At 54.6% G+C, this 12484-nt stretch carries 11 protein-coding genes, 2 tRNA genes and 1 pseudogene; 2 read left to right on the forward strand and 12 right to left on the reverse strand.

Going from position 1 to position 12484, the window contains the following annotated elements; translation table 11 throughout:
• Nucleotides 1-29: 29 nt before the first annotated feature.
• The 3 genes from ttdB to ADJ74_RS01670 are packed head-to-tail and all read right to left on the reverse strand — an operon-like array spanning nt 30 to nt 2987.
• Complete coding sequence (ttdB, locus tag ADJ74_RS01660; RefSeq protein WP_050341427.1) at nt 30-641, reverse strand: L(+)-tartrate dehydratase subunit beta; 612 nt, start codon at nt 639-641, stop codon at nt 30-32.
• Entirely contained in the window at nt 641-1540 is a 900-nt protein-coding gene (ttdA, locus tag ADJ74_RS01665) for a L(+)-tartrate dehydratase subunit alpha (protein WP_009754003.1), read from the reverse strand. The genes ttdB and ttdA overlap by 1 nt, the downstream gene beginning before the upstream one ends.
• Nucleotides 1541-1586: 46 nt before the next feature.
• Nucleotides 1587-2987, reverse strand: a complete 1401-nt coding sequence (locus tag ADJ74_RS01670) for an anion permease (RefSeq protein ID WP_050341429.1) — start codon at nt 2985-2987, stop codon at nt 1587-1589.
• A gap of 177 nt (nt 2988-3164) precedes the next feature.
• On the opposite strand from ADJ74_RS01670, the gene ADJ74_RS01675 reads away from it, so the two are divergent.
• Complete coding sequence (locus ADJ74_RS01675) at nt 3165-4088, forward strand: LysR family transcriptional regulator (protein WP_050341433.1); 924 nt, start codon at nt 3165-3167, stop codon at nt 4086-4088.
• A gap of 222 nt (nt 4089-4310) precedes the next feature.
• Here ADJ74_RS01675 and ADJ74_RS01680 read toward each other — a convergent pair whose 3' ends face one another.
• From ADJ74_RS01680 to ADJ74_RS01690, 3 genes are all read right to left on the reverse strand, one after another.
• A complete protein-coding gene (locus tag ADJ74_RS01680) occupies nt 4311-4730 on the reverse strand; it encodes a rhodanese-like domain-containing protein (RefSeq protein WP_050341435.1) in 420 nt (139 codons plus the stop codon).
• 115 nt (nt 4731-4845) lie between these two features.
• Nucleotides 4846-6936: a flagellar hook-basal body complex protein gene (locus tag ADJ74_RS01685; RefSeq protein ID WP_050341437.1), complete on the reverse strand. Its 2091-nt coding sequence runs from the start codon at nt 6934-6936 to the stop codon at nt 4846-4848.
• 22 nt (nt 6937-6958) lie between these two features.
• The gene (locus ADJ74_RS01690; protein ID WP_232294868.1) at nt 6959-7252 is read right to left on the reverse strand and encodes a TIGR02530 family flagellar biosynthesis protein; all 294 of its coding nucleotides are present in this window, start codon (nt 7250-7252) and stop codon (nt 6959-6961) included.
• Between the two features lie 244 nt (nt 7253-7496).
• On the opposite strand from ADJ74_RS01690, the gene ADJ74_RS01695 reads away from it, so the two are divergent.
• A complete protein-coding gene (locus ADJ74_RS01695) occupies nt 7497-7691 on the forward strand; it encodes a ribbon-helix-helix protein, CopG family (RefSeq protein ID WP_009753998.1) in 195 nt (64 codons plus the stop codon).
• 222 nt (nt 7692-7913) lie between these two features.
• Here the strand turns inward: ADJ74_RS01695 and ADJ74_RS01700 are convergent, their stop codons facing one another.
• From ADJ74_RS01700 to groL, 6 genes and pseudogenes are all read right to left on the reverse strand, one after another.
• Nucleotides 7914-8672 carry a sulfite exporter TauE/SafE family protein gene (locus ADJ74_RS01700; RefSeq protein ID WP_050341439.1) on the reverse strand — a complete coding sequence of 253 codons (759 nt, stop codon included), beginning with the start codon at nt 8670-8672 and terminating at the stop codon, nt 7914-7916.
• Between the two features lie 74 nt (nt 8673-8746).
• Nucleotides 8747-8821, reverse strand: a tRNA-Glu gene (locus tag ADJ74_RS01705).
• Nucleotides 8822-8826: 5 nt separating this feature from the next.
• Nucleotides 8827-8901, reverse strand: a tRNA-Glu gene (locus tag ADJ74_RS01710).
• A gap of 51 nt (nt 8902-8952) precedes the next feature.
• Nucleotides 8953-9102 (reverse strand): annotated as a pseudogene (locus ADJ74_RS11655) (anaerobic C4-dicarboxylate transporter family protein); the annotation flags it as partial.
• Between the two features lie 90 nt (nt 9103-9192).
• Complete coding sequence (locus ADJ74_RS01715; RefSeq protein ID WP_050341441.1) at nt 9193-10515, reverse strand: NAD(P)H-dependent oxidoreductase; 1323 nt, start codon at nt 10513-10515, stop codon at nt 9193-9195.
• A gap of 178 nt (nt 10516-10693) precedes the next feature.
• The gene (gene groL / locus ADJ74_RS01720) at nt 10694-12322 is read right to left on the reverse strand and encodes a chaperonin GroEL (RefSeq protein ID WP_009753995.1); all 1629 of its coding nucleotides are present in this window, start codon (nt 12320-12322) and stop codon (nt 10694-10696) included.
• Nucleotides 12323-12484 lie beyond the last annotated feature (162 nt).

Here is a 12484-nt window from a genome sequence, read left to right on the forward strand (position 1 = left end):
ACCGATGTGCCGCCGTTTTCTTTGCATGTTTATTTGATAAACCCAACTTGCTTACAAATTTCTTCGCACGCCTTTTCCTTACGTTTGTTGAAGATCACCTTGTTTTCCTCAAATAGATTGCGCCCGTGGCTGTCGATGGAGACAATGAGCGGACCAAACTCCTTCACCTTGCACGTCCAGAGCGTTTCGGGCATCCCAAGGTCGAGCCAGTTCGCGTCCACGATCTCCTCGACACAGGTTGCGGCGACGACGGCGCAGCCAGCCGGAAAGACGCAGTGGAGCGCCTTATGGTCACGACAGCCACGCATTGTACCGTCCTTCATGCCGCCCTTGCCGATGATGAGCCGTACACCCGTCTCAGCAATAAACGCCTCCTCGAATTTCTCCATGCGCATACTGGTCGTTGGTCCGACCGTAACCATCTCATATTTTCCCTCACCGCGTTTACGGATGATGGGGCCTGCATGGAGAATTGCACCGTTCTTCACATCGACGGGAAGCTTCCTCCCCTCCTCGATGACGCGGCGATGCGCCACGTCACGGCAGGTTGTGAGATACCCGGTGAGGTAGATCACATCACCAACGTTGATGTCCGCGAGATCTTCGGGCTGAATCGGGGTCGTCAGAACTTTCTTCTCCATCAGAAATCCACCTCCGCATGCGAGAGAATCTTATAGTCAAGATTCTTGTCAAAGATGATGTGTCCGCGCCGATGCGACCAGCAGCCGACGTTTACGGCGACGCCGATTACGGACGGATGGCGCGCGCTGTTCTCAATGTTGACGCCGAGGACGGAGTGCTTGCCCATGAGTCCCTGCGGACCGAGGCCGATGGCGTTGATGCCGTCCTCAAGCAGCTGCTCCATCTTAGCGGCGCGCGGATTTGGATTGTGTGACCCAATGGGGCGCATGAGTGCCTTCTTTGAGTGGAGCGCCGCAACCTCGACCGACGTGCCGACACCAACGCCAACGAGCAGCGGCGGGCAGGCATTCAGCCCATAGCTCGTCATAACATCGAGCACAAAGCGTGTCACGCCTTCGTAGCCCTCGCCCGGCATCAGCACCATTGCCTTGCCCGGCAGCGTGCAGCCGCCGCCCGCCATATAGGTATGGATCTCGATATCGTCACGGTCAGGCACGATCTCCCAAAAAATCGACGGAATCTCTTTACCGACGTTCTTGCCCGTGTTAAACTCGTCAAACGTCTCCACGGCGTTGTGTCTGAGAGGCGCGTCCGCCGTCGCCTGTACGACAGCCGCGTGCAGGATCTCCTCCATCGCACCCATATATGGGAAGTTCGCCCCGCATTTCAGGAAGAACTGCGCCGCGCCCGTGTCCTGACAGCTCGGGCGGTTCAGCTTCATCGCAAGTTCCTGATTCTTCTCCATCGTCTCATAGATTGACTTCGCCAAAGGAGCATCCTCCTCACCAGCGAGTTCGGCGATCTTGGCCCGCACATCATCCGGCAAGCGCTTCCCCGTGTACGCTACGAACTTCGCGAGCACATCCGTCATGCGCGCAGAGGCTTCCGCTTTCGTCATAGAAATCTCTCCTTTATATAAATACACAGAGTTACCGAACACAACGTTACCAAATACCGAGGATCTTCCACCAGACGGGGCCGATGCCGATCCATATAAGGACGTTGATGACGGAGCAGAGGAAGCCCATCCTCCACCACTGTTCCTGCGTCACATAGCCCGCACCGAAGTAGATGGGAGCCGACCCCGTGGAGTAATGTGTCAGCCCCGCCATAAGATTCGAGAGAAAAGCCAGTCCGAGCGCGGCGAGATAGGGCGGTGCGCCTGCAGCCACGGCGACGGCGAGGAACGCCGCATACATCGCTGTTGCATGCCCCGAGAGGCTCGCAAAACCATAGTGACTGTAGAGGTAGACCAGAAAGAGAATGCCGAGCGTCAGTCCCCATGAAATCCCTGTCATCGCCCCCGTGACGCTGGCGGCGAACCATGGAATAAAGCCAATCTTATTCAGTGCACCCGCAAGGCTGACGACGCCGCCCATCCACATCATGCCATCCCATGCGCCCTTTTCCTTCAGCACATCCTCCCATGTGAGGACGCCTGTGAGGAGCATTGCCGTCACACCGAGCAGAGCGGCAATGGTTGCATTCACGCCCGTATAGCCCGATGTACTCCAAAGGAGAAGCGCACCGACAAAGATGCCGCAGATGATTTTCTCATCGCGTGTCATCCGGCCCATCTCCGCAAGTTTTTCACGCGCGAGCGACTGCGCCTCGGGCGTTTCCCGAATCTCGGGAGGATAGAACTTATAGAGGACATAGGGCAAAACAATCATCGAAAGCAGGACGGGCACGATGCCCGCCGTCGCCCAAAGTCCCCACGAGAGTTCGATCCCCGCCGTGTCGCGCGCCAGCTCCGCCATCAGGGGGTTCGGTGCGCACGCCGTCAAAAACGCAGCGGCAATCGGCGCATCCACCTGGAAGGATACAACGAGCAGGAACGCACCGATTCTGCGCGCTGTCGCGCCCGGCTCCGACCCAAAAACCGAGGCGAGACTGCGTACAATCGGAAAGAGAATACCGCCCGAACGTGCGGTGTTCGACGGCGTTGCGGGCGCAATGATGAAGTCGCTGAGAACAAGCGTATAGGCTAGTTTCAGGCTGCTCGATCCAAATTTCAGAATGAGACAGTAGGCGATCCGCCGCCCGAGTCCCGTCTTGATGAAGCCCTGTGCGAAGAGGAATGCCGACACAATCAGCCAAATGACCGTATTGCTGAATCCCGCGAGTGCCTCCGCCGGCTTGATCGTATTGGTCAGCGCCGCAAATGTAATCGCCGCAAGTGCGACCGTTCCAAGCGGGAATGGCTGCAAAATGAACCCCAGAATCGTACCCGCGAAGATCGCAAACAGATGCCATGCCGCAGGAGTCAGCCCATCGGGTATCGGCATGAACCAGAGGACGGCAATCAGTCCTGCCGTCAGAAAGCATCGTACTCCCTTACTCAAAAGAGTCCCCTCCCTTAATGATATATAATACACAGTGGACGGTTTTGTTCGCCCATTCCTCCGAGAGCATCTGCACAGACTCTTTACTTATATTTGATTATACGTTATTCTTTCCTATAAGTCGAATACGTAAAATCCTATTTTATTGATAAGAAAAATCTTATATCGAGGTGCATCATGGAGTTCCGACAGTTCCGCTATATCTTAAAAATTGCCGAGGAGGGCACACTCTCAAGTGCAGCGAAAAAACTCTACGTCTCACAGCCATCGCTCTCACAGATGCTTGCCGCCCAGGAAAAGAAGATCGGGGCACCGCTTTTCGACCGCGGCGGCACATGCCTCACACCAACCGCCGTCGGCAGGCTGTATCTTGAAACAGCGCGCAGCATCATCGCACTCGACGAAGCGTTCCATCAGCAGGTGGACGACTGCATGCGCGGCGCAGCAGGTAATGTGACGGTTGGGCTGACGCAGTTCCGCAGTACACATCTTCTCGCGCCCATGCTGCCCGCCTTTCGTGCAAAATATCCAAAGATCATGCTGCATCTTCGCGAGGACACGACCTACCGACTCGAGGAGCTTGCCGAGGCGGGGGAGACGGACTGCATCATTTCGCTGCTGCCCGTAAGCGAGCATCGTTTCGACTACGATGTGCTCTTCAAGGAGCGGCTTCTGCTCGCACTGCCTCCCGCGCATCCCATAAGCACGGCTCTCGGACTGTTGCCCGGTGACCGTACAGCACCGCCAATCGTTCCGCTTACCGCACTTCGCGACACACCGTTCCTCCTGATGCACCGCGAGCAGAAACTCCACGATACGCTCTTCATGTTCTGTAAGGCGGCAGGCTTCCTCCCGCAGGTTACGCTTGAGACGCGCAGCATGAACACGGCACATGCGCTTGCGGGCGCAGGACTCGGTGCCGCGATTCTCCCCGAAACACTCATTGTCGCTGCACCGCCCGCCAATCCGCCCTGCTACGCTGCCATCGAGGGCGACCCGCATCGCACAATCATCCTCGCCCGCGCAAAGAACCGCTACCTCCCCCGCGCCGTTGATATTTTTCGAAAGGAACTGCAGGCGTTTTGTGCAAAGCGAGGATAAAAAAGCTGCTGTACGAAGCTAAAAGATCTTCATACAGCAGCCCTGCTCTAATTTTCCAGGAATCCATCACCAACAAGAGAAGCCTTCAGACCCGGTGTGATTTTTTCGTCCGATCATGGTGAAAAACCGGACACGCGGCAAAGTCTATGTGGGGAATTTCCCGCCGAGATGCGGAAAAAAAGATGCGTCAAGACAGCGCGGCTGAATTTATCAGTGCTTCCCTTACTTCACAACATCCCCATGCCAGTTGTTGATTCCGCCCATCTCCACAATATGCGTATAGCCCATGTTCGCGAGCTTTTGCGCCGCCTGCTGACTGCGTGCACCGCTGCGGCAGTAGACAAAGATCATCTGATCCTTATCGGGGAGCTCCTTTGGCGGCACCGTAGTAATGGATTCGTTCGGTACATTGATGGCATGCGGAATATGTCCGCCTGCATATTCCCCTGCGGTCCGCACGTCCAAAATAATATAGTTCGTATTCTCCGCCATCATCTGCTGCGCCTCATCGGATGCGACGCGCTGAAATGCTGCCATCGCCTCTTCCTTTCCCTCCGATGCCGCTGACGACTGTGCTCCGCCGCAGCCGGAGACAGACAGCATCAGCATAACGACGAACATCAATACCATCCATATTCTCATCGTATCACTCCTTCAAAATAGACTTGTTCTTTTATTATAACAGTTATCCGTATTTTTTGCAAACGGTATACGAAAAAACCGCCGCACCAGAATGATGCAGCGGCGAAAAAATCAATTAACGTTTCATACTAATGAGCGTTTCAAGCATCTCATCGGCAACAGTGATGATCTTCGAGTTGGACTGGAATCCACGCTGAGTAACAATCATATCCGAAAATTGGTCGGCAAGGTCAACATTGGACATCTCAAGTGCTGACGGTGTAATCGTACAGCCGAGATCCGATGCGGTTTTAACATTTGCTGCGCCTGAGTTGTTCGACTGCTGGAAGAAGTTCCCTCCGGCACGCGTCAGCCCTGACGGATTATTGAACTGCGCGATGGCAAGCTGTGCCTCCGCCTTGATCTTGCCATTCGAATAAACGCCCGTGATCGTTCCCGTACTGTCGATTGTCACATTCTTCAGAACGCCTTCGGCATTGCCATCCGACTCTGCCTTGATCGTGCTGCTGCCGCTGTACTGCGTGAGCGCACCAAGGCTGACAGTCACTTTATGCGGCTTTGGCTCCTCTGCACCTTCCCGTTTATAAGACAAAGATACAGTTGCGTCCCCGCTCACATAATGCCCGGTCTGGCTGAACTTCAATCGAGTCTTTGTCAGTTGCGCAGAGACCTCTGTTCCATTATCTTCTTTGTAGCTATAGGTGTCATCGGCGCCGAGGCTCATATCCCACTCATTTGCCCCCACTTTGCGGAATACGAGAGGAATGCTGTGCGCCCCGCCAAGACTGTCATAAACTGTAAACGTCGTCACGGATGGTGGGTAATACATATTGCCAACCGTATACTCCCCATTGATCGCGCCAGAAAATACCTGCCCGTCCTTCGTAGTTAGCGTAACTTCTGTAGGCTCCTTCGCCTTTCGTGCAATCGACTTAATCGTGCCTTCGCTGCCATCGACGCGTCCCTTATAGATATAGCGCTGATTCTTCTCTGTAACCGTAAATGGCGACGTCGCATTCGGTGCTTCATTCGTATCCAATACGGTTCCATCACTGTATGTATGTGGGGTATGGATTTTCGCTCCTGCATCAGCTTCAATCTTTTTTGTCACGAGAGAGAACGTCACATTTTGTCCATCAGAATAAACAAAATCTTTCGGGTTTGGGACAGTAATCTTCACATTTGTGAACGTTTGTCCTCCAATTGTCGCGGTCGACAAGGTGAGTTCCGTTGCTCCCATGGTCGAGGCCGAGGTTGTAACGCCGCCAGGCGTCTTGATCGTTCCCGTTATCGTCGACAAATCTCCGATAGTAAATGTTCCTGCAGTATGTGTAACAGTAATTGGACTGCCCGAACTATCGACGATACCAAAGACCGAAGACTTATCTCCCTCATAAGTAACTTTGACGTTTGCACCATTGGCTTCAATTGAATCGACCGTTGTCGAAAAAAGAGGTTTCCCCGTGACGGGAGTTCCCGTAATCGTAACAGGATTATTCGTCGTAAAGGGATATCCCGCCACCCCATCCTCCAAGGGAATTGATTTCGTGGTACCAGTCATACCGAGGGACATTTCCCCCACAGAGCTTTGCGTATACGTCCCGAGTGACTTCTGCGTCCCATCTTTATACTTTGCAACGATGCTCGCGATCTCATAGCCCTTCGTGTTGGCGTTTAAATTGTTCAAATAGGTAGCAGCCCCTGTCATCTCCGGCTGCATGCTCTTTCCTGCCTTGATCGTGATATTACCAGGCTGCTCCGTAGTTACCAATTCACCGTTCTCACGTGCCATCCATCCCTGCACAAACAAACCGTTGCCAGGTAAGACATAGTTGCCCTGCGCATCGAACTCGAAAGCTCCATCACGTGTATAATACGTTCCCGACCCATTCTTTACGATAAAGAGGCCATTCCCCGAAAGAGCAACATCGGTGTTCTTTCCTGTTCCCTGCGCACTGGCATCGCCAAAGATCGTATCGATAGAGGCGACGTTCATCCCAAGACCAATCTGCTTCGGATTGATACCACCAAGGTTCCCCGTGGGTGCAGATGCTCCTGAGCTTGTCTGATACAGTGTATCGGCAAAAGTGACACGACTTGCCTTGTACCCCACGGTATTCACATTTGCAATATTATGCCCGACGACATCCATACGGGTCTGATGTCCTTTAAGCCCTGACACCCCCGAAAACATCGAACGCATCATAATAAATCTCTCCCCTCACATATTACAAAATGGCAGCACTGTCGATGTTGGTAAAGATGTTTTCCTTCGCACTCGCGTCATCGAGTGCCGTGATCACCGTGCGATTTTTTACGCTGACGACCATGGCAAGCCCATGACTCATGTAAATGAGCGCATCGCGCACGCCCTTTGCCGCCATACGATCAACCGCATCATCAATCCGTGCGAGATCATCTGCCGTGAGATCGACGCCGCGCTGTTCGATCCGCGCCTTTGCGTGCGCCGAGAAACGCGTACGGCTCTCCGCCTGATTGAGCAGTGCCTGAAAAGCATCCATGGGTAGAGACGCTCCCTGTCCCCTGCCGACGCGTGCGCTTCCCTGCTCGGCGCCCCCTTGTACAGCAGGATTTACTTTCATTTTTCACCTACACTTTATAACATATTTTATAACATAATTTTTCAATCACTATATCGTATATATTTCATATTTACTTAAGCATTTTATAGATATGTTTTACAACAATATATCAATCATATATTTTATAACCACTCATATATAAACTAACCATGAGGTGATATATATGACCACAAAACTAGTAATCACAAAGAAAAAACGCGGAGAGGATGGGCATAAAACCCTATCCATCCGCGTACGGGAAGATATTATTGACCGTCTGGACGACCTCGCTGGTCAGACGGGGCGCTCACGCAACGAATTGATCGGACTATTGCTCAATTTCGCGCTGAACAACAGTGAAGTCGTCGCTGAGCGGTAAGTAATCGCTGATAGATTCAACCTGTTTTTCACATCGAAATCTTGCTCTGATGGCAAGAGCGGAGGGGATCCGTCTGAATCAGTTGGCTGCCGCGCTAATTGCCGGTGGGCTCAAAGGCGTTACAAATACATACGAAAAGAGCCGTGATACGGCATAATTTCCGTATCACGGCTCTTTTCGTTCCATGACAAATCATTCTATATCACTTCTGCAGCAACACCGTCAGTGAAACAGAATCATAATCGCACCGCCGATGGTCGGCAGGGCAACAATCCAAAAGCGCAAAACAGGCAGCGGCGCTAGGTGCGTCAGCTTTGCCCCAGCATACGAGCCGAGCGAGAGCGCGACGAGCGTCTGGATGAACAGCCACGGCTCCAGCTGTCCATAGAGGAGATAGCCGATGCCGCCGCTGATCGAGATGGGCACGATGATCATCATCGTTGTTCCGATGGCCTGCAGGAGCGACACACCGAACACGACCATGAGGGCGATCTGTATATAGGCCGCAGAGCCGATGCCGAACGCGCCAGAGAGGACGCCGCAGAGAAAGCCGATGGGCAGTCCATAGAGATAGAGCCGCCGCCCCGTCAAGAGCTCCTCACGTACGTGGATATGCGCCGAGAGCCACACGGCACGGTAAATGCGCAGATAGAGGAGGAAGGCGCTCGACAGGAGCATGACGCCCGTAAAGAGGCTGAGATTTGGTGCCTCCATGTGGTTGGAAATCACCGCACCGAGGAGCGCCCCGAGAAGGCCGCCCGCGCCAAGTACCGCCCCTGTCAGGGGCACGACTTCACGCTCGCGGTAGTGACTGACTGCCCCCGACAGTGTCGTAAATGCCATAGATCCGAGGGCGACGGCAAGCGCCTGATGGATGGGCACGCCGAATCCGACGACGAGCAAAGTGATGATCACGCCGCTGCCGCCCGCCCCGACAAAACCGATAATTCCGCCCATGAGAAGCATCGATAAGAAGAGCATACCTGCCCCGCCCCCATTTTTTCATTACGATAGAAAACAAAAAAGAAGCCGTAAACGGCTCCTATCCATTTCGATGGTGACGCCTATGGGATTCGAACCCATGAACCCGCCGTGAGAGGGCGGTGTCTTAACCACTTGACGAAGGCGCCGAATTTGGTGACGCCTATGGGATTCGAACCCATGAACCCGCCGTGAGAGGGCGGTGTCTTAACCACTTGACGAAGGCGCCACATATGTCAACGGAAGTTACTATATCATAGGGGGGGAGAAAAATCAAGGAAATTTTTTGAATCACTTTTTTGGGCGTACAGCCAAAGCCAAAGATGAGTACGGCAAGGGAGACGCCGCTCGACATGCCGAGAAAGATGCCGCCAACATGTGCACCGACGAGAAGCATCCCAAACACAACAATGAGTTCAAGCCAAAACATACATTACATCCTTACATCTCAATTGCTCAAAAGTGCCCCCCACGCCTGCATCGTGGGGGGCATTGTATTTTAGGAAGCTCAGCAATTCCTTTACTTCAGCGCGTACCCGTTGCCATACATCTTGTCCTGTTCTTTACGCACCTGATAGAGCTGCGTGGACGTATCGAGGTCGACCATGTCGAGTGTGAGGAGTGTGCCCTTTTTGACATCGCATTTCATGCGTGCGTTTTTGTTGACGAGGGGGTAGACGACGTAGCCGTTTCGGTACGTCTCCTCGGCTGTCGCAATCGAGGCGTAGGTCGTGTAGCCGCCGATGCCATCAAGGCTTTCCCCCGCCTTCAGGTCGCGCTTGGCGACGGTGATGCACTCGCTGACCGGGCCGTCAAGCGGGATGATGGTCGGTTCGCCGTCGATGACGATTTTCGCCACGCTGAGCGGCGTCTCGAGGTTGCAGAGATGATAGGGGCGATAGAGGGTCCAGAGGGGGCCATGCCCCATCTGGAGATAGTCCATCACGTAGGCAGCATCCTCATTCGGACATGCGACGGTGACAAAGACGCCGGGCGCAATGCCATTGACATACTCCACGACGCCGTGCCGATTCAGGATACCGCCATCCTTCTTGAGCTTAAAGAGTTCGTTGAGATCGGCGCAGCAATGCTGCGGCGAGCCCGCGGGACCGTGAGCACCGATCACGTCGGGGACAAAGCCTGTGGCGTTCGACATCGCCGTCATCTCGACCATGGTCTTCGTGCCGTCCTTGAACGAGGTGAGCATGCGCGGGTTCATCTTGCGGCGGACTGCTTCCTCGTACACGGTATCGGGATTGCAGTCATAGTCGATCTTGTTGTTCTTGCCCTTGCCAATGACCTTGACATCCAGCCCCATCGCACACGCAAAGGAGTAGAGCTCCATGACCGCACCCGGCTCGTCGCCTGCCGAGCCGGTATAGATGACGCCGTTCTTGTCGCCGAGCTTCTTGAGATAGCTGCCGATGACCACATCGGTCTCAACGTCCATCATGACGACGTGCTTTTTGTTGTTCAGTGCGTCGATCGCGATCCGCACGCCGACTTCGGGCACGCCTGTCACATCAATGGCGACCTCGACGAGGTTCGCGTGCGAGATAAATGTGTCGTTCTCTGTCGCAACGTACTTGCCCTGCTCCATGTAGCGATTTGCCTCATCGATGGTCTTTGCGACGGCGATATCCTCGTCACGGACACCCGCGGTATGAAAGGCCTTGATGACCTTATCCAGTGTATGATCGGCAACAATGGCAGGCATAATGCCCTTCATGAGCACCATCTGCGAAACCAGTCCGCGCCCCATCTGCCCCACACCCACGATGCCTGTGCGGATGATCTTGCCCTCTGCCTCGCGTTTCGCGAGTTTCTTATCTATATTCAGCATGCGAAACTCCTTTTGCTCCTCTGTCGATGGAGCTCTATTATCTTCATGCTCTGTAGTATAGCACTGTATCTGTATTTTAACAATCCGTCGATATAGATTGTAAAACAAAAAGAAGCATGCTCCACTGATAGGAAACATGCTTCTTCGCTATTTCACGATATGATCGAGGGCAACTGCCTTACATCATGCCGCCCATACCGCCCATGCCGGGTGCACCTGCAGGTGCCGGAGCCTCAGGCTCGGGCTTGTCCGTGACGAGCGTCTCGGTCGTGAGCACCATGGCAGCGATAGATGCCGCATTCTGCAGGGCAGAGCGCGTGACCTTCGCCGGGTCGACAATGCCCGCGCCGATCATGTCGACGTAGGTGTTCTCGAGTGCATTGAAGCCAACGCCATCGCCCGCCTTCTTCACGCTGTCGACGACAACCGAGCCCTCAAGGCCTGCATTCTCAGCGATCTGGCGCACCGGAGCCTCGACCGCACGGCGCACGATCTCGACGCCGACCTTGACGTCGCCCTCGACGTTCAGCTTGTCGAGTGCCGGGAGGATGTCGATGAACGTCGTGCCGCCGCCGGCAACGATGCCCTCTTCGACTGCCGCACGCGTTGCATTGAGTGCATCCTCAACACGGTACTTCTTGTCCTTCATCTCGACTTCTGTCGCTGCACCGATCTCGACCACAGCAACACCGCCGGCGAGCTTTGCCAGACGCTCCTGCAGCTTCTCACGGTCAAAGTCGGACGTGGTCTCTGCGATCTGCTTCTTGAGCTGTGCCACGCGTGCGGAGATCTGTGCCTTGTCTCCTGCACCGTCGACAATCGTCGTCTCCTCCTTGGAGGAACGCACCTGACGTGCACGGCCGAGATCCTCGATCGTGACGCTGTCGAGCTTGCGGCCGACCTCTTCGCTGATGACCGTGCCGCCCGTGAGGATAGCGATATCCTCGAGCATCGCCTTGCGGCGGTCGCCAAAACCCGGTGCCTTGACCGCGAGTGCCTTGAACGTGCCGCGCAGCTTGTTGACCACGATGGTCGCAAGAGCCTCACCGTCAAGGTCCTCTGCGATAATGACGATCTGCTTGCCCTGCTTCACGACCTGCTCCAGAACGGGCAGGATATCCGCGACCGAGGAGATCTTGCGGTCGGTGATGAGCACATAGGGATCATCCATGACGGCTTCCATCTTGTCCGTATCCGTCACCATGTACGGCGAGATATAGCCGCGATCGAACTGCATGCCCTCAACAACGGAGAGGTTCGTGTCCATGGTCTTGGACTCCTCAACCGTGATGACGCCGTCCTTGCCGACCTTCTCCATCGCCTCTGCGATGAGCTCGCCGACCTCGGAGTCTGCCGAGGAGATCGACGCGACCTGCGCGATCTTTGCCTTCGTCTCGACCTTCTGTGCCTTGCTCTTGATCTCCTCGACCAGCGTCTTGACCGCCATGTCGATGCCCTTCTTGACGATCATCGGGTTCGCGCCCGCCACGACGTTGCGCATGCCCTCCTGGATCATCGCCTGTGCGAGGAGCGTCGCCGTCGTCGTGCCATCGCCCGCGATGTCGTTCGTCTTCGTCGCAACTTCCTTCACGAGCTGTGCGCCCATGTTCTCGAACGGATCCTCGAGCTCGATGTCACGTGCAATCGTCACGCCGTCATTCGTGATCGTCGGTGCGCCGTACTTCTTATCGAGGACAACGTTGCGTCCCTTCGGGCCAAGCGTTACCTTGACCGCATTTGCCAGTGCATCAACGCCGCGGCCAAGAGCGCGGCGTGCCTCTTCGTCAAACAGAATCTGCTTTGCCATTTATATTGCCTCCACGTTTCGTCTATCTAAGGTAACACTGATAAAATGAGGTCTGCCAAATTGGCGTAGATTTTTTGTCCGAACAAGGTGGAAAACCAGACGCAGAGTGGGGCTCTGTGGAGGATTTTCCGCCGAAGTACGGGCGAAAAAGATGCGTCAAGA

This window comes from Selenomonas sp. oral taxon 478, assembly GCF_001189555.1.
Lineage (GTDB): Bacteria > Bacillota > Negativicutes > Selenomonadales > Selenomonadaceae > Centipeda > Centipeda felix.